23 protein-coding genes are annotated in these 19855 nt (G+C 42.4%); 1 reads left to right on the forward strand and 22 read right to left on the reverse strand.

Annotated elements, in window-relative coordinates; all coding sequences use genetic code 11:
- Positions 1-89: 89 nt before the first annotated feature.
- The 10 genes from panD to BMW59_RS00780 all read right to left on the reverse strand — a co-directional run bounded on the left by panD (position 90) and on the right by BMW59_RS00780 (position 7982).
- Entirely contained in the window at positions 90-473 is a 384-nt protein-coding gene (panD, locus tag BMW59_RS00735; RefSeq protein WP_093047098.1) for an aspartate 1-decarboxylase, read from the reverse strand.
- On the reverse strand, positions 474-1343 hold the full coding sequence (gene panC, locus BMW59_RS00740; protein WP_093047099.1) for a pantoate--beta-alanine ligase: 870 nt from the start codon (positions 1341-1343) through the stop codon (positions 474-476).
- Positions 1336-2181: a 3-methyl-2-oxobutanoate hydroxymethyltransferase gene (panB, locus tag BMW59_RS00745; RefSeq protein ID WP_093047100.1), complete on the reverse strand. Its 846-nt coding sequence runs from the start codon at positions 2179-2181 to the stop codon at positions 1336-1338. Before panB ends, panC begins: the two co-directional genes overlap by 8 nt.
- A 286-nt stretch (positions 2182-2467) precedes the next feature.
- Positions 2468-3430 carry a biotin--[acetyl-CoA-carboxylase] ligase gene (locus BMW59_RS00750; RefSeq protein ID WP_093047101.1) on the reverse strand — a complete coding sequence of 321 codons (963 nt, stop codon included), beginning with the start codon at positions 3428-3430 and terminating at the stop codon, positions 2468-2470.
- Entirely contained in the window at positions 3427-4569 is a 1143-nt protein-coding gene (locus BMW59_RS00755; RefSeq protein WP_093047102.1) for a CCA tRNA nucleotidyltransferase, read from the reverse strand. Before BMW59_RS00755 ends, BMW59_RS00750 begins: the two co-directional genes overlap by 4 nt.
- Position 4570: 1 nt before the next feature.
- Positions 4571-5704: an N-acetyl-alpha-D-glucosaminyl L-malate synthase BshA gene (gene bshA, locus BMW59_RS00760; RefSeq protein WP_093047103.1), complete on the reverse strand. Its 1134-nt coding sequence runs from the start codon at positions 5702-5704 to the stop codon at positions 4571-4573.
- A 1-nt stretch (position 5705) separates the two neighbouring features.
- On the reverse strand, positions 5706-6419 hold the full coding sequence (gene bshB1, locus BMW59_RS00765) for a bacillithiol biosynthesis deacetylase BshB1 (RefSeq protein WP_093047104.1): 714 nt from the start codon (positions 6417-6419) through the stop codon (positions 5706-5708).
- Entirely contained in the window at positions 6409-6822 is a 414-nt protein-coding gene (locus BMW59_RS00770) for a methylglyoxal synthase (RefSeq protein ID WP_093047105.1), read from the reverse strand. The genes bshB1 and BMW59_RS00770 overlap by 11 nt, the downstream gene beginning before the upstream one ends.
- 24 nt (positions 6823-6846) lie before the next feature.
- The gene (gene dapB, locus BMW59_RS00775) at positions 6847-7647 is read right to left on the reverse strand and encodes a 4-hydroxy-tetrahydrodipicolinate reductase (RefSeq protein ID WP_093047106.1); all 801 of its coding nucleotides are present in this window, start codon (positions 7645-7647) and stop codon (positions 6847-6849) included.
- Positions 7644-7982 carry a nucleotide pyrophosphohydrolase gene (locus BMW59_RS00780; RefSeq protein WP_093047107.1) on the reverse strand — a complete coding sequence of 113 codons (339 nt, stop codon included), beginning with the start codon at positions 7980-7982 and terminating at the stop codon, positions 7644-7646. The genes dapB and BMW59_RS00780 overlap by 4 nt, the downstream gene beginning before the upstream one ends.
- A 211-nt stretch (positions 7983-8193) precedes the next feature.
- Between BMW59_RS00780 and BMW59_RS00785 the strand changes: the two genes are divergently transcribed.
- Entirely contained in the window at positions 8194-9066 is an 873-nt protein-coding gene (locus tag BMW59_RS00785; protein WP_093047108.1) for a YitT family protein, read from the forward strand.
- Between the two features lie 194 nt (positions 9067-9260).
- On the opposite strand, the gene BMW59_RS00790 is transcribed toward BMW59_RS00785, so the two are convergent.
- From BMW59_RS00790 to BMW59_RS00845, 12 genes are all read right to left on the reverse strand, one after another.
- Positions 9261-9950: a zinc metallopeptidase gene (locus BMW59_RS00790; protein ID WP_093047109.1), complete on the reverse strand. Its 690-nt coding sequence runs from the start codon at positions 9948-9950 to the stop codon at positions 9261-9263.
- Positions 9951-10036: 86 nt separating this feature from the next.
- Positions 10037-10852 (reverse strand): sporulation protein YpjB, encoded by an 816-nt coding sequence (locus BMW59_RS00795; protein WP_093047110.1) that lies wholly within the window; start codon positions 10850-10852, stop codon positions 10037-10039.
- Positions 10853-10944: 92 nt separating this feature from the next.
- Complete coding sequence (lhaT, locus tag BMW59_RS00800; protein ID WP_093047111.1) at positions 10945-11535, reverse strand: lipoprotein heptaprenylglyceryl N-acetyltransferase LhaT; 591 nt, start codon at positions 11533-11535, stop codon at positions 10945-10947.
- A gap of 61 nt (positions 11536-11596) precedes the next feature.
- Positions 11597-12427, reverse strand: coding sequence for a menaquinol-cytochrome c reductase cytochrome b/c subunit (locus tag BMW59_RS00805; RefSeq protein WP_093047112.1), 831 nt, complete (start codon positions 12425-12427; stop codon positions 11597-11599).
- A 33-nt stretch (positions 12428-12460) separates the two neighbouring features.
- On the reverse strand, positions 12461-13132 hold the full coding sequence (qcrB, locus tag BMW59_RS00810; protein ID WP_093047113.1) for a menaquinol-cytochrome c reductase cytochrome b subunit: 672 nt from the start codon (positions 13130-13132) through the stop codon (positions 12461-12463).
- Between the two features lie 17 nt (positions 13133-13149).
- Positions 13150-13656: a QcrA and Rieske domain-containing protein gene (locus BMW59_RS00815; protein WP_245732889.1), complete on the reverse strand. Its 507-nt coding sequence runs from the start codon at positions 13654-13656 to the stop codon at positions 13150-13152.
- A gap of 135 nt (positions 13657-13791) precedes the next feature.
- Positions 13792-14271, reverse strand: coding sequence for a YpiF family protein (locus BMW59_RS00820; RefSeq protein ID WP_093047114.1), 480 nt, complete (start codon positions 14269-14271; stop codon positions 13792-13794).
- A gap of 69 nt (positions 14272-14340) precedes the next feature.
- Positions 14341-14892 (reverse strand): ReoY family proteolytic degradation factor, encoded by a 552-nt coding sequence (locus BMW59_RS00825; protein ID WP_093047115.1) that lies wholly within the window; start codon positions 14890-14892, stop codon positions 14341-14343.
- A gap of 165 nt (positions 14893-15057) precedes the next feature.
- Complete coding sequence (locus tag BMW59_RS00830) at positions 15058-16332, reverse strand: tetratricopeptide repeat protein (protein WP_093047116.1); 1275 nt, start codon at positions 16330-16332, stop codon at positions 15058-15060.
- 94 nt (positions 16333-16426) lie between these two features.
- Entirely contained in the window at positions 16427-17299 is an 873-nt protein-coding gene (locus BMW59_RS00835; protein ID WP_177174138.1) for a hypothetical protein, read from the reverse strand.
- A gap of 137 nt (positions 17300-17436) precedes the next feature.
- A complete protein-coding gene (aroA, locus tag BMW59_RS00840) occupies positions 17437-18729 on the reverse strand; it encodes a 3-phosphoshikimate 1-carboxyvinyltransferase (protein ID WP_093047118.1) in 1293 nt (430 codons plus the stop codon).
- A 12-nt stretch (positions 18730-18741) separates the two neighbouring features.
- Positions 18742-19845, reverse strand: a complete 1104-nt coding sequence (locus BMW59_RS00845; RefSeq protein WP_093047119.1) for a prephenate dehydrogenase — start codon at positions 19843-19845, stop codon at positions 18742-18744.
- Positions 19846-19855: the final 10 nt, after the last annotated feature.

Genomic DNA, 19855 nt, shown 5'->3' on the forward strand with positions numbered 1-19855 from the left:
AAGAGAGCCATTCTTTTTAAATTAAGTTGAATTATTCGAACTGCACCCGCTTGTATTCTGAAGAGTGAGTGTTTGCTTAATCTGATGGTTCAGCGATAGGTAGCTGCCGGTTCGGTGCCCATCATCTCAATAATATTATTTGCTTCGTCCAGAATAGCCACTTTAGGTTCGTGTGTAAGACATTCTTTTTCTTCCAGCCATTTGTAAGAAATAATTATTACTTTGTCTCCTGGCTGAACAAGCCTTGCTGCCGCACCATTTAAACAAATTGTTTTTGAACCGCGCGATCCGGAAATAATATACGTCTCCAGCCTTGCGCCATTATTATTGTTTACTACTTGCACTTTTTCATTTTCCATCATTCCCGTCGCATCTAACAGATCCTGGTCTATTGTGATACTGCCTACATAATTTAAGTCAGCTTCTGTTACTGTCGCCCGGTGAATTTTCCCGCTCATCATTTCCCTGTACATTTAATTTTCCCCTTCCATTTCGCCTTGTCTCCATGTCTGATTATCTATCAGCCTCGCATTGCTATAATAGACCGCCACAGCCAGAATAAGATCACCTTCAAGCCTTGATAGCGGCGTAAGTTCTGGAAAACGGTAAACTGATACATAATCAATTTGCCCTGAGATTCTTTTTTCGAGCTTGCTGCGTGTCCAGGATTCCAGTTCATATGAAAACTGAAACTCCCCGCTTAATGCCTTTGTGACTGCCTCTTTCACTGTTTTATAAATTTGCGGTGCTTCCTCTCTTTCACTTTCAGTTAAATTAACATTTCTGGAGCTTTTAGCGAGACCGTCTTCTTCCCTTACAATATCTACAGGTACAACTGTTACATCCATATGATAATCTGAAACCATACGTTTTATTACCGCAACCTGCTGTGCGTCTTTCATTCCGAAATAAGCATAGTCAGGATTCACCGCTTGAAACAGTTTCATCACAACAGTTGCTACGCCATCGAAATGGCCGGGCCGGCTCGCTCCGCAAAGAACCTCCGTCCCTTCATGGACTGTTAAGGTAGCGCTCATAGGCCCAGGATACATTTCTGATATATGCGGGTAAAACAGCACATCTACTCCGTGAGTTTCTGCCAGCCTCATATCTCTATCATGATCCCTGGGATAATCTTCAAAGTCTTCTCCTTCTCCGAACTGAAGAGGATTGACAAAAATGCTCATTACTGTAAGGTCTGTACCTTCTTTTGCTTTTTCAACGAGTTTTAAATGACCTTCATGCAGGAACCCCATTGTAGGCACAAATCCAATGATTTTCCCTTTTTCCTTTTCACTTTTTAAATAGTCTTTCAACTCACTGATTCTATTTATTTCAATCATTTGCTCCTCTGCCTCCGTAAAGCTCTATCTCATCCCGTTCAACAGGCTTAAAGACGTGTTTCTTATCCGGGAAAGACCGATTCTTTACGTCTTCTTTGAATTGAACAAGAGATTGTTCAATAATTTCTTTTATATTAGTATATTGTTTAACGAATTTTGGCATATGCCCGCTGTGATAACCAATAATGTCATGGTAAACAAGCACTTGTCCGTCCGTGTACCGTCCTCCGCCAATTCCAATAACAGGAATAGTTAATGACTTGGCTACTGTCTCTGCCAGAGCTTCAGGCACACATTCAAGAACAAGGAGACAAGCCCCGGCTTCTTCTAGGGCAGCCGCATCTTTGATCAGCTTTTCAGCCTCTGCAGCTTCTTTTCCCTGAACAGAATATCCGCCGAGTACACCGACAGCTTGCGGCGTGAGACCAAGGTGGGAAACGACAGGTACTCCTGCCTGGACTAAAAGCGCTGTCTTTTCTATAACTGGTCCGTTTCCTTCGAGCTTTACAGCATGGGCGCCGCCTTCCTGAATCAGCCTCCGTGCGTTTGCAAATGTTTCTTCTATGCCAGCATGATAGGATAAAAAGGGCATATCCGCCACCACAAACGTATCAGTTGCTCCTCTTTTCACTGCTTTCGTGTGATGAACCATATCGTCCATCGTCACTGGAACGGTTGATTCATAGCCAAGCACGACCATCCCTAATGAATCGCCTACGAGAATCACGTCGACAGCTGCCTGTTCAGCTAACTTTGCTGAAGGTGCGTCATAGGCAGTTACCATAACAACAGGCTCGTGACTGCTTTTCATTTTTTTAAAATCTGTCGTTGTTTTCATTTCCTGACTCCTTTCATTGAAAGGACGAAAAAGGGGCTAAAACGCAAATAAACCTTCTCCAGCAAGGAAAGAAGGTTTGCACTGCTAACTTTTTGAGAAAAATACGAAAAGACACTGAAACATCATTCAGCTGCATCTCCTGTATTTCACTTCATCTGTTTAACCCTCTGTCCCCGTCCGTCTCCGGATCAAGGCAGACTATTGTCTACTCTATTTTTAACTGGTACAGTTCCTAAAGGATACTGTCCGTTTCAATTATAGCAAATTATCAGAAAAAATGTGACATTTATTTAAACTCAATATCGGCCGAATAAATCCGGTGAGTCTCGCCTTGATTGTCCTGTAATAAAAGGACGCCTTCATCGTCAATTCCTAAAGCATAGCCTTCAGTTGTTCCCGCCGTACTTCTGGCAACGATTTTTTTCCCTATAGACACTGCATGAGCTTCCCAGAGAGGTTTTATGAGGGAAAAACCTTGAGAAAGATAGGTCCTGTAAAGCCAGGAAAATTCGTTGAGAATAGCAGCAATCACCTCTGCCCGGTTAAACGGCTTTCCCGCTTCTATATTCATGGAAGTGGCAATCTCACTAAGGTCATCAGGGAACCCGCCATGGTTAACATTGAGACCAATCCCGATAATCACCGACTGGACTCTGTCAGGATCCGCCTGCATTTCTGTTAAAATTCCGCAGAGCTTTTTCCCGTTAACTAACAGGTCATTAGGCCATTTTATGGACAAGGGCAAACCGGAAACACTTTCAATTGCCCGTGTGACGGCTACTGCAGTGAGTAAAGTTAACTGAGGAGCCTTCCGGAAATCTATTTGGGGCTTTAAAATCAGGCTCATCCATACCCCTGCTCCTTTTTCTGAGTCCCAAACTCTGCCAAGACGCCCCTTCCCTCCAGTCTGCTCATCTGCTACCACCACAGTTCCTTCACCCACGCCCTCATTTGCAAGCTGCTGGGCGACTGTTTGAGTAGACGTAACAGAATTATGGTAAACTACATTTTCAAAAAGATCGTTCTTTTTAATTCTTGAGTAAATATCATGTTCACTCAGCAGATAAGCACTCTTAGTTAATTGATAACCTTTGTTTTGCACAGCTATAATATCGTATCCTTCGTTCCTGAGAGCTTTAATATGCTTCCATACAGCCGTTCTGCTGCAATTAAGCTCGTTACTGATCTTTTCACCGGATAAAAATGTGTTGTCATTCTGTCTTAATAGTTTTAGAACTTTACCTTTCATCTGTTAAACTCCTTTTCTGCCCAGGCAAGGACCGCTTTTTTTTCATTAGCGACAGCCCCTTCCACAACAGCTTTCTCTATGCTTTTAAGCCACCGGCCAATCTCCCATCCGGACAATGCCGGGAACTGTGCTATAAGGTCCCTCCCGGTTACCGGTAAGTCACTTTTATTTTTTACCGGTAAATCATTATAGACCTCGTGCCATTTATCCGCTGTTATCGTTCCAGGTTTAACCAGTTTGACAAGTAGAATAGCAATATCCAGCCGTTGTTCGCCAAGCACATATATATCGTAAAGGCTCCACCCGTCTGAAAAGAACTGGTGCACTTTAGAATGAATTGTGATGACATCTTTTGTGAGGCGGTTTGACCTTTTATAGTAAGACAGTCCTGCCTTAGCACTTTCCGGGGCGTTATTATAAAGAGCAACAGACCACCATGTTAGAAGATCATTTATAAAAAGAGGTTTCTTCAAAGTCCTCAAACTGGATTGCACTTCCGCATTCTTAAAGACAAATGGGAGCTGTTGGAAAACCCGCTGTTTCAGGAGCCAGTCCCAGTCTATCCCCGATAAATTGGTCTGGCTCATTTTTTCTGTTTCCGATGCAATACGTTCGGCAGCGGGTTTTAATATTAATTCAGCCAGGTCGTCCATATGATCCTGAGTCTCTTTATCTATCTTAAAACCAAGCTGAAGAGCAAACCTGAGAGCCCTCAGCAGCCTGAGTGGATCTTCAAGGAACGGAGCCCGGCTGTTTCCGATTGTCCTCAGCCTCTTAGTATCAATGTCTTCCTTCCCGCCGAAGGGGTCAATGATTTCCCCTTGCAGCGTTTTAGCCATTGAATTACAAGTAAAATCCCTATTCCTTAAATCCTCTTTAATTGACTTGCCTTTAAATGTGCTTACTTCCACCGGTTTACCCTTTACAGGCACAAGGACTGTCCCGTGCTGTATACCTACATCAATCGTCCGGGGAAATACCGACTGAATATCTCCAGTCTCCGCCTCCGTAGAGATATCAACATCATGAACAGGGTTTGACAGGTACTCATCTCTGACAGCCCCTCCGACTATATAACTTTCAAACCCAGCTTCCGTCAATACGGAAAGCACGTACTTTCCCGCTTCTTCCCAAGTCATATTATCCCCGCTTTTTCAGTGCTTTGTCATAAATCGTTTCATAATCTGAAACAATTCTGTCCCGGTGAAACGTTTCGACTGCCCTTTTGACAGCCGCTTCAGCCATGCTTTCCTGAATTTCAGGGTGATCTAATAAATGTACAGCATATCCCGCTGCCTCTTCCAGATCACCAAGCCTGCTGATATATCCGCTTTTCCCGTGTTCTATTACTTCAGGAATACCGCCAATATCTGTTCCTATGACAGGTACGCCGCAAGCCATCGCTTCAAGAATAACGAGTCCGAAACTTTCTTTTTCAGATAAAAGAAGTTTTAGATCACTCATTGAAAGCAAGTCAGCCACTCGCTTCTGGTTTCCAAGAAAGCGGACATGCTCTTTAAGACCTAACTCGTTAACTAAGTCACAAATTACCGGCAGCTCCGGTCCTTCCCCTATGAGAAGCAAGACTGCATCTTTCTGGCGGCGAATGATATCAAACGTTTTTACCACATCCTGAACTCGCTTAACTTTTCTGAAATTCGATACGTGGGAAATGACTTTTTGGTTCTCTTGAATTTTCAGGTCTTCTCTTAAATCATTGCACACCCTTGGATAATAAATACGGTGATCCACAAAATTATAAACTGTTTCTATCGGTTTATCGATACGCAGGAGATCTTTAGTCTGGGTAATTAAACTATCGGATACAGCGGTAACCATATCGGATTTCTCTATACCGAACCTGATCATATCTGAAAGGGAAGGGTCATAACCCAATACAGTAATGTCCGTTCCATGAAGAGTCGTGACGACTTTCACATCATGCTCAACCATTTCTTTTGCTAAGTAAGCGCTGATCGCATGGGGGATCGCGTAATGCACATGGAGAAGATCCAGTCCCTCTCTTTTAATTACATCAGCCATTTTGCTTGCCAGCGCAAGATCATACGGCGGATATCTGAAGACTGAGTACTGATTAACTTCTACTTCATGAAAGAAAATATTTGATTTTTGTTCATCAAGCCTGAACGGGAGACTTGAGGTTATAAAATGCACCTCATGGCCTTTTTCTGCCAGTGCTTTCCCTAATTCCGTTGCTACTACTCCCGATCCTCCAACAGTCGGGTAGCATGTAATACCAATTTTATATGTCATATCAATCTCCTAATAACTCCCTGATAAGCACAGGCTTTTCACTGAAAAAGCCTTCTGCTGCATTGATGCCCGCTTCCTCTCCCAATAGACGTTCTCTTGCCTGCAGGTTTTCCAGGAACCCGCTGTTCAAAGGTGTCTGGACTGTGCCTGTCCGGGAAAAAAACTGGCTTTTAAAGCAGTGTAAAGCTGCATATTTTGTATCTCTGAATTCCGTAATATCTATAAGGAAATCAGGTGCTGACAGGCCGTTGATCTGATAAAAATACAATGCTGAAGGACGGAAAGCCTCTTCCGTTTCTCCTTCTAGATATTTTTTAATACCGGCTGAAAAAAAAGCTTCTTTTACTAATTCACCGCAATGGCCGTGGTCGGGATGACGGTCTTCATGATAAGGTGCAAACAGGAGTTTAGGTTTAAATTTGCGAATAAGCTTCACCAGTTCTTCAATTGCCTCCTGGCGGCAGGAAAGAAGCTGCCTGTCTGGAAACTGGAGTTGCACCGGCTCCGGAACTCCCAAAGTCTTGCATGCCAGTTTAGCCTCTTTTTGCCTGGATTCCACTGTTCCATTAGAAGACAGTTCAGCTTCAGTTAAATGCACGAGCCGGATATTCTTCCCTTGAGCCTTGTACTTCGCAATGGTACCACCCATTCCTATTTCCACGTCATCCGGATGAGCCCCTACAGCCAAAATGTCTACTCTGTCTTTATGTATCATTCCCCTGCTCCTTCTCAATTTCCCGCCACGTAAATTCGCCTCTTTGTAAGCCTGAAAGCAGAATTTCAGCTGTAGCCATATTGGTGGCTAAGGGGATTGTGTAAACATCACAGAGCCGGATCAGAGCAGTGATGTCCGGTTCATGGGGCTGGGCAGTAAGCGGGTCTTTAAAGAATATTACGAGATCCATGTCGTTTTCTGCAATCATGGAACCAATTTGCTGATCTCCGCCCAAAGGTCCTGATTTGAACCGGTGAATATCAAGTTTTGTCTCTGCCATAATTCTTTTTCCTGTCGTGCCTGTGGAATACAGGCGATGGTCTTTCAGCACTTCCTCATAAGCTATCGCAAATTTGACGAGATCGTCTTTTTTCTTGTCATGAGCTATAAACGCTATATTCATCAGGGAATACCTCCTAATTGGTTATCAATCAACGATCTGGTCAAGACCGTAAACGAGCCCGCTTAAATTCATTACTGTTTCACACGCCAGTTTGACACCGGGCATAAAAGAGGCTCTATTAAATGAGTCATGGCGAAGTTTTAAAGATTGGCCCTCTCCTCCAAAAATAACCTCCTGATGAGCGACAAGCCCCGGCAGGCGCACACTATGAATACGCATTCCTTCATATTCTGCCCCCCGCGCTCCTGACAGCTGTTCTTTTTCGTCCGGATGACCTTGTTTTTTTGGTTCCCTCACATCTGAAATCATCTGGGCGGTTTTAACAGCCGTGCCTGACGGGGCATCAAGTTTACGGTCGTGATGCTGTTCTATAATCTCAATATCAGATAAGTATTTTGCAGCCATTTGGGAAAATTTCATAAGCAACACGGCTCCAATTGCAAAATTAGGAGCGATAAGGGCGCCAAGTTCTTTCTCTTTTGCTATTTCAGAAAGCTCCTTAATGTCATCGTCTGTAAATCCCGTAGTTCCTACGACCGGACGAACGCCATAGTCAAAAGCCGTGAGCATATGCTTTTTACCAGTTTCCGGGCTCGTCAAATCAACAAGCACATCGCAGGCCACTTGCTGAAAGCATTCCGACATATCTTCAAAAATAGGAACATCCAGTTCTTCCATACCTTCTACGTCTTTCATATTAAGTCCATTATTCCTGCGGTCGACTACCGCCTGCAATTTAAATTCTGTTTCTCTCTCTACCATTTTCACTGCTTCTCTTCCCATATTTCCTCTAGGTCCTGCTATAACTATATTAATCATATTTATTCCTCCGTTTTATCAATTCTTGTCCAGCGGTCATTATCTCGTGTTTTAAATTTTTCCATCACCAGCCCGAAAGCTTCCTCCATATCTATATCCAAAGAATTAGCAAGACAGATAATTACAAATAGAACGTCTCCAATTTCCTGTTCCATTGTCTTCTCTTCTTCGGACTGCTTTTTAGGCTTTTCACCATAGTAGTGATTAACTTCCCTGGCCAGTTCGCCCATTTCTTCAGTCAGCCTCGCCATCATTGCCAGAGGCGTAAAATACCCTTCTTTAAATTGCGATATGTATGTGTCCACTTCCTTCTGCATTTCCTCAATTGTTTTACTGCTCATCTATTTCATCACTATCCTTTCTCACAAGTTCAAAAGGCTACACGATTATCGTAGCGAAAACGATCGTTTTTGACAAATGTTTTATTCCCTAAAAAAAAGCTTTCGGAAAAGTTATTAATATAAAAACGATGAAAAATAGGAAACCCCCATTGGCGTAAAAGAAAAAATTCCTTATAATGTAGCAGTCTGAACATTTAAGGAGGTGTGAGCTTTGATTTCTAAAATCCAATTTAAAAATATCTTTTTTATTTTATTGGGAACAGCCATTATGTCTTTCGGCCTTGTTTATTTTAATATGGAAAATAACCTGGCTGATGGCGGATTTACCGGCATTACTCTTATTTTATACTTTATTTTAAATATTGACCCTGCATATTCAAATCTTGTATTAAATATTCCTTTATTCCTTATAGGATGGAGAATTCTTGGCCGGAATGCTTTTATTTATACACTCATTGGCACACTTGCAGTATCCGTCTTCCTTTGGCTGTTTCAGCGTTATAAGTTTTTCGCTATGCCTTTAGATGACGATATGACACTGGCTGCTCTTTTTGCCGGTGTTTTTATTGGGGCGGGATTAGGAATAGTCTTCAGGTTTGGAGGAACCACAGGGGGAGTCGACATTATTGCGAAACTCGGTTTTAAGTATTTCGGGTGGAGTATGGGACGGACAATGTTTGTTTTTGACGCCGCCGTTATTACTTCTTCCTTAGTTTATCTAAACTACCGGGAAGCTATGTATACCCTTCTCGCTGTTTTTGTTGCAGCAAAAGTGATTGACTTTATGCAGCAGGGAGCCTATTCCGGCAAAGCTGCCATGATTATTTCGGAACATGCTCCTGTTATCGCATCGGCAATACTAGAAGAAATGGACCGTGGGGCTACTATCTTAAAAGGAAGAGGCAGCTTTACAGGCAATGACCGGGAAGTTCTATATTGTGTAGTCGGAAGAAATGAGATGGTCAGGTTAAAAAACTTAATTTCAAAAGTGGATCCTCATGCATTCGTGACATTGGCTGACGTCCAAGATGTAATTGGTGAAGGATTTACACTGGATGAAAATAAGAAACCAATTGAAGTATAAACAAAAATAAATGGCAAGGTACCCGAAAATCAGCGGGTTTCCCTGCCACGAACAAGCGGAGCGGCACAGAAAGCAAGCGAGTTTATTTTCGAACAAGCAGCCTGCATAAATGATTTTAGGTATAAAAAAATGGCTCTCACTTATGTGAGGGCCATTTTTATTTCACTGGGTTTTGCCCCAGCCTCTTACTTTAATTAATCGTTATTCATCATCACATACATGAGGATAAAGCGGACTAACTCAGCTACTGCTACTAATGCAGCGGCTACATAAGTCAAAGCTGCAGCGTTTAGTACTTTTTTAGTTTCCCTTTCTTCATCATTCCTTATCACTCCAAGAGAAACAATCTGGTCCATCGCCCTGTTCGAAGCATTGAACTCAACAGGAAGAGTGACAAGCTGGAAAAGAACAGCGAAAGACATAAGAACAATTCCAGCTAAAAACATTTCACTAATAGTGAGAAGCATGCCGCCAATAATTAAAAAGATAGAAATATTTGACCCGAAGCTTGCTACAGGGACCAGGGCAGACCTGAACTTAAGAAAGCTGTATTCTTCAGCATCCTGGATAGCGTGTCCAACTTCGTGAGCTGCTACAGCTGCTCCAGCAATAGAATTGCCGTAATAATTGTGCTCGGACAGCCGTACAACTTTTTTTCGCGGATCATAGTGATCGGTCAACTGTCCCTTTACAGGCTCTACAGACACATCGTACAAACCGTTGTCGCTTAATATTTTACGCGCTACTTCCGCACCGCTCATGCCTGAGGAAGACGCAACTTGTGAATATTTCCGATAAGTGCTTTTTACTCTTGAACCTGCCCACATTGGAATGAGCATCAAGATGGCAAAATAAAGTAAAAAGCCGCCGAATGTTTCAAACATGATGTAATTCCTCCTACAATATATTCTTGTTTTATTATATATAATTTTATCCAACCCGTCATTTAGTGTCAATTGAGATGACTCGGTTATTGCCCTCTATTTCTTTTTAAGGAATTTCTTAATATTTCTGCTTTATATGCGCGGTATTTCTTCCATCCCGCATAAGTAAGACAGCTGAAAACGGCTCCGCTTACAGTAATTATAAGCCAGTAAAAGGACGGGTCTGTAACCTCATCTTCCATTTTCCCTTCAAATATTTCAGTTAAAGCTTCTTCCAAAACGTCCATATGACGGTCCCAATCTTTCTTTGACGGCTCTCCGGCTGCCATTTTTCTTAAAAATTGCATTTGAGAATTGATCTTCTGGTATTGGGAAGCTTCTAAAGCTACACTCCAGGCAGGTTCCACTGTGCCATAATAGGCTAAAAATGCGTCAGTCTGCTGTGTATAAGGGTTCCCGTTTTCTTCTATAGACATTCTCATCCCATGTAACTCATTGAAGAGAGGATCCCTCATTTTCTGCCACAATGGTTCATAGCTATCTGCATAAACATCCATCAGCAGTCTCAGTTTATATGTTTTCATTACCCGTTCTTCGTGAGGCATAGAGGCGCTTTTAACAGCTGATAAAGTATCATCGTAAGCGGAAGTAATAGTCTGCATCTCTCTCATAGATAAACCTTGTTCCGCTGCACTCACTTTAAGAAATTTTTCAGAAAAAGTTTCCATAATCTTTGCTGCCTCTTCATAATGCTGCTCTTTCACATATTGTAAGATCGTATCACTCGACCGATTTAACTCAGACCAGCCCTCCTTACCTTCAGCATGTCCCTCATTTGTTCCGCTGAAGGAGAAAAAGATAATAAGTGCACAGGTTACTACTTTCCACCATCCTGTCATCATGCCTGTCCCTCCTCTTATTCATAATTCATTCTATGAATAGATGGACAAGAGTAGACCGAAAAAGAGGAAAGAATTCACTTGTGTGTTCAGCTTTAAATACGTCTATTATTAAAATTTTTATTCAATAAGTAAACAGTCAGCAAAGAAAAAATACTCAGCCAAAAAGTGAAATAAGCAATTTCCTGAATATAAGGCTGTATAGATGAAGCAACCCAAGGGTGCATATCGTATATGTAGTCAATAACATCATTATGGAGTGTCCATACTGCAACGACTGTTAAATGCCAAGGTTTAATCCGGTAATAAGAACTATAAAGCAAACCCTGCACAGCCATTCCCAAATGAGAGGCAATCAGCATGTAATTTAATATCCCTATAGGTGTACCGGCAGCAGCTGCAGCTAAAATCATAGCAACAGCCCAGATACCATACTTAAGAAGTGTCACTGCGGCAAATGCCTCAATCAAAGGAATATTTTTTCCAAATAGAAAAGCAGCAAGCACAAAACAGAAAAATAGGCTGGCTGTCGGGCTGTCGGGCACGAAGATCAGAAATACAGGAGGGGTGCCGGCAAGCTGATCCGCATACCAGATATATCCGTAAATTGTGCCAAAAACATTAATTATAAGTAAAAGCGCCAGGAACCACCGCTGGCCGATTAAATTTAAAAAGTAAGAAACCATCAGCATCTCTTCCTTTTAAAAAAGCTGACTGAAAGTTATCAGTCAGCTTCAGAATTATTTATTAATCTTCTTCATTCTCTTCGTTATTATCCTCATCATCTCCGCCGCCGTTTCCGTTATCCGGATCCTGGCCGTCGTTAGCGATGAATGCTGCCAGTGTTTCCAGTTCCTCATCAGAACCTTCAAATTGGCCTCCAGGCATTTCGCCAAGCCCGTTTTGGATAATCTCCATAACTTCTTCAGTGTCATAGTCGCTTTCGAAAATATTCGGTCCGGCAGCGCCGCCTAACATATCTCCGCCGTGACAGCCGATACATGATTCCTGGCTCTGGTAGATTTCATAACCTTCTGCCGATTCATCAACTTCCACGCCCTCGACAATTTCACCTTGCTGGGCAGCTGCTTCCCAATCATGGTCATCGACTGATTCCCAAGTAAGGAAAATGATAGATGCGACCCCTAATAACATTAAACCGCTGGCAATAGGTCTCTTAAGAGGACGACGTTCTTTTCCGCTGTCAAGCCAGGGAACAAGGAGCAGAGCCCCGAAAGCAACACCGGGAATAACTACGGCTCCTATAACCGTATATTGTCCAGCCGCAAATTCATACTTCAATAGCTGGTATAAAAATAAGAAATACCAGTCTGGTAACGGTATGTAACCAGAATCTGTAGGATCCGCCACCCTTTCTAAAGGAGCAGGATGAGCTACAGTTAATACTAAAAACCCTATGAGAAAAACAGCCCCAACCATCCATTCGCGAAGCAAAAAGTTCGGCCAGAATGCTTCTGTTTTTCCCGGATATTCTGAATAATCCTTTGGTACGTTCGGTTTCCGTTCAGCAGGGACACGTGAATCTCCTACGAACTTCATCCCTTTCCCGCGATGCATAGCTTTTCCTCCTTTTCATCTCCAGCGCCATTCTTACAATGGACCGGAAATTCCTTGCTTACGAATCATATAAAAGTGAGCGCCTAACAACCCTAATAAAGCTCCAGGCAGGAAGAATACATGAATCGCAAAGAACCGTGCCAGTGTCTGTGCCCCAATAAGTTCTCCACCAGCTAACAATGTTCTAGCAAAACCACCTATCACAGGTGCGCTCTCTGCAATTTCAAGTCCTACTACTGTTGCAAAATAAGCTTTCATATCCCAAGGGAGGAGATATCCTGTAAAGCCAAGTCCTAATATAACAAAGAATAACAAGACCCCGACTACCCAGTTCAATTCGCGGGGTTTTTTATAAGACCCTGTAAAGAAAACCCTTAATGTATGAAGAAACATCATGACAATAACCAGACTGGCACCCCAATGGTGCATACCCCTGACGATCATGCCGTGTGTGACTTCATTTTGTAAGTAATAGACTGACTCATAAGCATGAATAATATCCGGAACATAATACATCGTCAAAAACATTCCGGACAAAATCTGAATAACTACTACAAAAAATGTCAATCCGCCAAAACAATAAACAAAAGCTGAGAAATGATGAGCCGGATTGACGTGTTCAGGCACTTCATGGTCAGCAATATCACGCCACATCGGGGTAATATCCAACCGTTCATCCACCCAGTCATATAATTTCTGTAACATTCCTTACGCCCCCTTTATTAACTGCGCTGATTAATTTGTCCCAGATAAATCGCTCCGTCGCGGACTTCCACATCATAAATGTCCAACGGTCGCGTCGGTGGCGTACCTTCAATATTTGTTCCATCCCGTTCGAAACGTCCATCGTGACAAGGACAGTAAAACTGCTCCGGGAAATTTTCATTGGAATCCCAGTTCACCGTACAGCCTAAATGTGTACAGGTTGGAGAAAGAGCGATAATCTCGTCTCCCTCTTTATAAATCCAAGCAGATCTGGCTTGTTCCGACGTATACCAGCCGTCTTCCAGTTCCATCTGGAAATCAACGCGCTGTGGTTCATCAGTCAATTCATCTTCACTTATACCTATGGATACAAATTCAGAATCTGCGCCTGCTTCCAATGCTGGATCAAGTGCCATTCTGACCATGGGGCTCAGCATACCAGCTGCCATAAATCCACCCACGCCAGTTAATGTATAGGTTAAAAATTGACGTCTGGATACCCGGTGTCTTTTCTCGTTACTCACGACCTTCCCTCCTCACTTCCAGTTCTTCACACAAATTTCACACACAAAAAACATACTAAGACAGTATTATAATAGCCCACTAAAACAGGCTGTGTCAATAAAAAATCACTCAAATCGTTTTAGAAGAATAGTATCCTAGTTTTCTCTTGAAAGCGGTTCACTTTGCCACTTCGCTGTAAATATAGGCATAATTTGCTCTACCTGCTGTTCTATGAGACGTTTGAACTGGCTGGCCTCCAGAGAGTCAGGAGAGGAAGCAGGCATCCACAGAAGTTCATCAGGCAGCTTTTTCTCTGCCGCTTTCCATTCTGCGTCTGAAGTAACATAGATAATATATTTAAACCCTTCCTGATAAAAATGATTGTCCCAGGCTTTCAAACGCTTTACTCTTTCTTCCATACTTTCTGAGGTTAGATATGTAAAAGAAGGCAATAAAAAAACACGCCCGGTAAACTGCTTTTCCAAAGATTCGGAAAGGTAGCCCGTAAATTCCCCCATGGTAATGATCTGCTTCTCTGATTTTCCCCATTGAAGAGGAATCAGTGGAATAATAGCCGTATCCACGTATTCTCTAGCCTGCTGGTAAGTCTGTATATGAGCCTGTGTCCATCTCATAAATGGTAACACTCCTTTAATTTTAACTGAATTCCGCAAATAGATGGTACTAAATGCAAAAGAAAAGCCCTACTCTTCCAGGGCTTTTAATTCAGAATATTTTTTAGCCAAATTAAGAAAAGCTGTTTCGTCTCCGCTCACAAGTGCCTGGTCAATTTCTTTCTCAAGATTTTTAACCCGGGAGACTCTGAGCGATTCTTCCAAAACCATTTCTGCCAATAAACTGTTTAAATTTTCCTCTTCTTTGTTTACAGGCAGATAAGGGTTTTCTTCCAAAACTGCCATGTATTGAGGCACTGTCTGTTTATCCTTAAAATTCAACTGGATATAAATATCCTCATTGCGATTGAGCCTTATGTCGTGAAATGATTTTTCCGCATCCATTGTGACGTGTTGGTTTTTATGAAACGCGAAGGGCACTTGATCAACGTCGTTTGCCGAAATCATCAAAGCTTTTGGACAACATTCCGCCTGCTCTACAAAGTGAACTCTCTCCATTAAAATATCATCACTCATAAGGAAGTTCAGTAACCAGGCGCACTCCCGCCGCTTCAGCTGATAGGTTTCTAAAAACCACTTTAAGAAATCCCGCTTATCAATGACTGGAACTGGATTATTCACCACGACCCCTCCCTTTAAATTTAATACCGGGGACAGAAAACTTAAACATTTGACTGAGACTTTTCTTAATATAATAACTATTCTCCAATTATTCGAATAATCCTGCTTAAATATCTTATTTTTATTTACTTTTATTACAGGCTGTACTGAACCTATAAGAAAACCTTAATCATTTGGTTTTTTCAGCTCAACCAGCCGCTCTTCGATATCAAATCGGTGAGGCTGCATTAATAAAAGCTCTTCCAATAAACCGATAGCCTGTTCCTTTTTACCGGCTGCCAAAAAAGCCATTGACGCTTCTTCAACAAGCACCTCATCTTTTGATAAAGAATCAAGGGCCACTTGATAAGATTCTGCAGCTTCAAGGACATTATCTTCCTCGAACAGGGCCTTCGCCCGGAACTTTTCAAATAACGGATCAAATTCCCCAAAGTCATCAAGGAAAGTTAATAAATCCAAAATTGCCTCATAATCTTCTTCATTATTAAAATAGACAAGCAGCTCTTTAACAGCCGAAACATTCGACGGGTTCAAAGCGATTACTTTTTCCAGAAAAGTCTTTCCTTCTTCATGTTTCCCTTTAGAAAACTGAAGTTTCGCCAATTCAAGATAAAGGTCTTCATTGAATTCATCTTTCTTGATGCCTTCTTCAAGAACTTCCATCGCTTCTCCCAATTTCTTTTGGGCGATATAAGCTTTAGCCAGATAACTGTATACCGTTGTATAATCAGGGTCCATTTCAATCAGCCTGGTGAACGCCGATACCGCTGTTTCATAGTCTTCAATCTGTAATGCTGTAAAACCGAATCCAAATAAGCCATCAGGAGTTTCCTCATCTTCGAGCCCTTCCCGGTAATAGGCTAAGGCATCTTCAAATTCTCCGGTCGCACTGTAGGCTTCAGCCAGTTTAAGTTCAGGCTGTATTGGCAAGTCTTCGGGAAGGCTGCCATTGTGAATCGCTTTTTTATAATACGAAATGGCCTGCTGATAGTCTCCCCGGTTTAAGTAAAACTCTCCTAATCCGAACTGCAGGACTGCTTCTTCCGGTTCGCTTTTTAAGGCGTCAATGAGCTTTTGTTCAGCCACTTCTTCGAGTCCTTGAGATTCATACAGGTCAGCTAACAGCAGCTGAGCCTGGACGTAAGCAGGATCTCCATTCTTTATCTCAGTAAGCATCTCGATTGCTTCGTCTTCTTTTCCTAATTCACTGTAACATTCCGCTGCAAAAGCAAAAAGTTCACCATGATCAGGATACTGAAACATCAGTTTTTCAATGATAGTTAGAGCCTTATCTACAAGGCCTAGTTCAAAATAAAGTTCCGCAATGGTCCTTTTTGTTTCGTCATCTGCTGTTTTTTCGAGGGCTTCAGTTTTCTTCAACCCTTCTTCATGCTGGCCTTGTTCAATTAGCTGGATAGCGTGCGTAAGTTTTTCTTCCATTATAGATGCTTCCTTTCTTTCGTTCTCTTTTCCCCATTTTATCTCACTTGGCAAAGGAGTCAACAGAACTGCAGGAAACACTTTAATCTTTTTACTATAAATATTTGTGCACAGCATTTATAGGAAGAAACTGTTCCGGAATAATTGAATTCAGTTCTCCACCTTCAGCTGCTTCTAAGAACCACCTGGTGCCGGCTTTAACGACTTTTCCTTTTAAAATAATGATTTCTGGAAGGAGTATGTGTTCTGCTTCTTTTTTTTCGTTAAAATATAAAAAATAATCTGCGTCACTCCCTGAATCAAAGCTTCCTTTCTTAGGATATAAACCAATTCTTTGCAATAAAAGCCTTGAAACCTCCTCTCCTGGTTCTGGCAGATAAAAAAAGCTGTTAATTCTTAAATTTTTGACTGTTTTTTCCCATTTACTCCGGGCATATTTTTCATCAGAATTTGATAGAGCAGAATGCTTACAGTCAAAAATGAACATCAGTCTTAAAGGAAAAGCAGCTTCCAGAAGCCTTTGCCATCTTGTTTTCTCTATTTCTTCCTTTGTTTCAACGTAAAAAAGTATAACCGGTACAGCCATCTTTTTCAGTTTTCTTACCCAGGAAGGAGTAAGCCGGCGGAGAGAAACCCGGGGCGCATAAATATAATTAACCGGGCAATCCTTCAGCTGAAATCTCGCTTTTTTAAAAACATCTTCAGTATCCGTTTCATATGTGATAGGAAGTATTCTTATAAATGTCGAAAAACCTGATAACAGCATTCTTTTAATATAGGAGGGGCCATAATTGTCATCAAACCACTCTGCTGCCTCCTTTTCAAAAGTGACATGGCCAGGCTTCACTTTAAAAGGCTTCGTAATCACCTGCATATCAGAAGATGAATGAGGTGCACAGTACTTAATTACTCCGTTCTCCACTTTAACCTGCCTGTTGGATTTCGCGTCGGGGTCCCATACCTCCATTACATATTTCATATGAAACCAACTCCGTTTCTTTATAGACAAGCTATGTGGAAAAAGAGACGGATATGCATCAGAACACAAAAAAGAACTGCCCCTTAGTTTAACTTTGGAGGTCAGCCCTTTTAAAAGTGAGTGATTTATTCACCTGATAAATAAGCCAGGTTATTAAAAAAAGATGGGTATGACACGGCGATCGCTTCAGTGTCCTTAACTGTAACAGGTGTACTGGAAATAAGACCGCATAAAGCCATAGCCATTCCAATACGATGGTCACCGTAACTCTCTACAGTTTCTCCGTGCAGCCCGGTTTTCCCGTGTATAATCATCCCGTCTTCAGTCGGTTCAATAGAAGCACCTAATTTTTTTAACTGGTAAACCACTGTGTCAATCCTGTTCGTTTCTTTTACTTTCAGCTCTTCAGCATTTTTAATAACTGTGGTTCCTTCTGCCTGTGTAGCTAAAACGGCTATAGCAGGAATTTCGTCAATAAGTCTCGGAATAAGGTCTCCGTCTATGGTGACCGAAGACAGGCTGCTGTAGCAGATAGTTAAGTCTGCTACTGGCTCGCCCCCTAAATGCCGTCTGTTGTTTACAGTGAGGTCAGCACCCATTTGTTCAAGGACATCAATTATACCGGTACGCGTAGGATTCATGCCAACGTTTTCCAGTATAATTTCACTCCCCGGCACTATCGCCCCCGCTACCAGCATAAACGCTGCAGAGGAAATGTCCCCGGGCACATGAATCTCCGTTCCTTTTAAGCTTTGGCCGCCAGTTACGGAAGCAGAGCGATCAGTTATACCGAGAGAAACCCCGAAAGTTTCAAGCATTCGTTCAGTATGGTCGCGCGATTTAAAGGGTTCTGTCACCTTGGTTTCCCCTCTGGCGTAAAGTCCTGCCAGCAGGATAGAGGATTTTACCTGGGCACTTGCCACCGGAGAAAGGTAGTCAATCGCCTTTAATGAGCCGCCTCGAATATGAAGCGGCGTATATGAACCGTATGCGCGCCCGTCTACTTTTGCATTCATCATTTTAAGGGGACCGGTTACTCTTCCCATTGGCCTTTTAGCGATTGAAGCGTCCCCCACCAGTACGGAAGAAAAATCCTGCCCTGCCAGAATGCCTGAGAGAAGCCGAATTGTCGTGCCAGAGTTGCCTGCATCCAAAACGTTTTCAGGTTCTCTTAGTCCATGTAGGCCTTTTCCCTCAACGTAGATGTAATCATGCTTTTCCTGTATATCAATACCTAAATCTTTCATGCAGGAAATCGTACTTAGACAATCTTCACCGTGTAAGAAACCGTATATCCTGGACTCTCCTTCTGCCAGAGAGGCAAACAATACAGCGCGGTGGCTGATTGATTTATCGCCGGGGATGCGCAAGCTCCCTTTAAGTGTGTGTTTAATAGGTTGTACAGTATTAATCACCAGGTATCTCCTCCTCTAAGGGGCTTCATATGTCTCATACATGTGCTCTGAAAGCTTTGCTTTTGCCAGGGTTAGATCTTCTTCAGACCTGAAACTTAACCTTAGTACCCCCATGATATCTTCACGGGCCTCTATAATTCTGATGTTAGTAATGCTTATCCCGGATTGGGCCAGAATGGCTGTGACATCAGAGATAACCCCCGGATGGTCCGGTACATCAACGAACAAATCATAAAAAGGAAGGAGAGCCCCTTTCTTTTTAGCCGGCAGGTCATCACGGACTGCTTTCGCTTCAGCGAAAAAAGAGTAAATCTGATCCTCGTCTCTTTCAACGAGCATTTTTTCCACTTCACTCATCATTTGCTTCCAGTCTGCAAGCATCGTCAGCAGTGTTTCTCTATTATGCAGTAAAATATCCCGCCACATGCCTGGAGAAGCAGAGGCAATTCGTGTCACATCTCTGAACCCTCCTGCTGCCAGCTGGGAAACAAGCGGTTCTTTTTCCCCGGTTTTTGCAACTTGATGAACAAGGCCCGAAGCGATAATATGGGGCAAATGACTGATAAGCCCTGCAAACCTGTCATGTGTCTCAGGATCTAATTCAATAAATTTAGCCCGGGTAGCCTTCAGGACGTTTTGAAGCTGGATCATTTTAGCAACAGGTATGTCTTCTGTAGGAGTCAGTATGTAAAAGGCATTTTCAAACAGCCTTTCCCTTGATGCTTCAACACCTGATTTATGGGAACCCGCCATTGGATGCCCACCGATAAAGAACACACCTTTCTCGTTTAAAAGGCTTCCTTTTTCTACGACAGTTTGTTTTGTGCTCCCTACATCAGTAATCAGGCTCCCTTTTTTTAAAGGCAGGTTTAATAACTCATTTATAACCTGTATAGTGCTTTCAACAGGGGTGGAAATAATGATGATATCGGCTTCCGGAGCTTCATCCTCGAGGGAAACCGCTGCATCATCAATTACCTGGAGGCTTTTAGCAAGTTTTCTTGCCTGCGGGTCTATATCGTACCCGGTGATGGTGGTGCCGGGATAACCCTTTTTTACTGCCAGGGCAAGAGAGCCTCCAATCAGCCCCAGCCCGATAATTAATATCCTTTTACTCACAATGAACCTC

The organism is Salipaludibacillus aurantiacus (assembly GCF_900111295.1).
Lineage (GTDB): Bacteria > Bacillota > Bacilli > Bacillales > Salisediminibacteriaceae > Salipaludibacillus > Salipaludibacillus aurantiacus.

Bases quoted from the DNA above. Each gene is read 5' to 3' on its own strand.
- bshA (WP_093047103.1), bottom strand. From the start codon at position 5,704: ATGACATATAAAATTGGTATTACATGCTACCCGACTGTTGGAGGATCG.
- BMW59_RS00755 (WP_093047102.1), bottom strand. From the start codon at position 4,569: ATGACTTGGGAAGAAGCGGGAAAGTACGTGCTTTCCGTATTGACGGAA.
- panC (WP_093047099.1), bottom strand. From the start codon at position 1,343: ATGATTGAAATAAATAGAATCAGTGAGTTGAAAGACTATTTAAAAAGT.
- BMW59_RS00820 (WP_093047114.1), bottom strand. From the start codon at position 14,271: ATGAGATGGACACAGGCTCATATACAGACTTACCAGCAGGCTAGAGAA.
- bshB1 (WP_093047104.1), bottom strand. From the start codon at position 6,419: ATGATACATAAAGACAGAGTAGACATTTTGGCTGTAGGGGCTCATCCG.
- BMW59_RS00750 (WP_093047101.1), bottom strand. From the start codon at position 3,430: ATGAAAGGTAAAGTTCTAAAACTATTAAGACAGAATGACAACACATTT.
- qcrB (WP_093047113.1), bottom strand. From the start codon at position 13,132: ATGTTACAGAAATTATATGACTGGGTGGATGAACGGTTGGATATTACC.
- panD (WP_093047098.1), bottom strand. From the start codon at position 473: ATGTACAGGGAAATGATGAGCGGGAAAATTCACCGGGCGACAGTAACA.
- BMW59_RS00780 (WP_093047107.1), bottom strand. From the start codon at position 7,982: ATGAGCAGTAAAACAATTGAGGAAATGCAGAAGGAAGTGGACACATAC.
- panB (WP_093047100.1), bottom strand. From the start codon at position 2,181: ATGAAAACAACGACAGATTTTAAAAAAATGAAAAGCAGTCACGAGCCT.
- BMW59_RS00835 (WP_177174138.1), bottom strand. From the start codon at position 17,299: ATGGAGGTATGGGACCCCGACGCGAAATCCAACAGGCAGGTTAAAGTG.
- BMW59_RS00830 (WP_093047116.1), bottom strand. From the start codon at position 16,332: ATGGAAGAAAAACTTACGCACGCTATCCAGCTAATTGAACAAGGCCAG.
- lhaT (WP_093047111.1), bottom strand. From the start codon at position 11,535: ATGGTTTCTTACTTTTTAAATTTAATCGGCCAGCGGTGGTTCCTGGCG.
- BMW59_RS00795 (WP_093047110.1), bottom strand. From the start codon at position 10,852: ATGATGACAGGATGGTGGAAAGTAGTAACCTGTGCACTTATTATCTTT.
- BMW59_RS00770 (WP_093047105.1), bottom strand. From the start codon at position 6,822: ATGAATATAGCGTTTATAGCTCATGACAAGAAAAAAGACGATCTCGTC.
- BMW59_RS00790 (WP_093047109.1), bottom strand. From the start codon at position 9,950: ATGTTTGAAACATTCGGCGGCTTTTTACTTTATTTTGCCATCTTGATG.
- BMW59_RS00805 (WP_093047112.1), bottom strand. From the start codon at position 12,427: ATGCATCGCGGGAAAGGGATGAAGTTCGTAGGAGATTCACGTGTCCCT.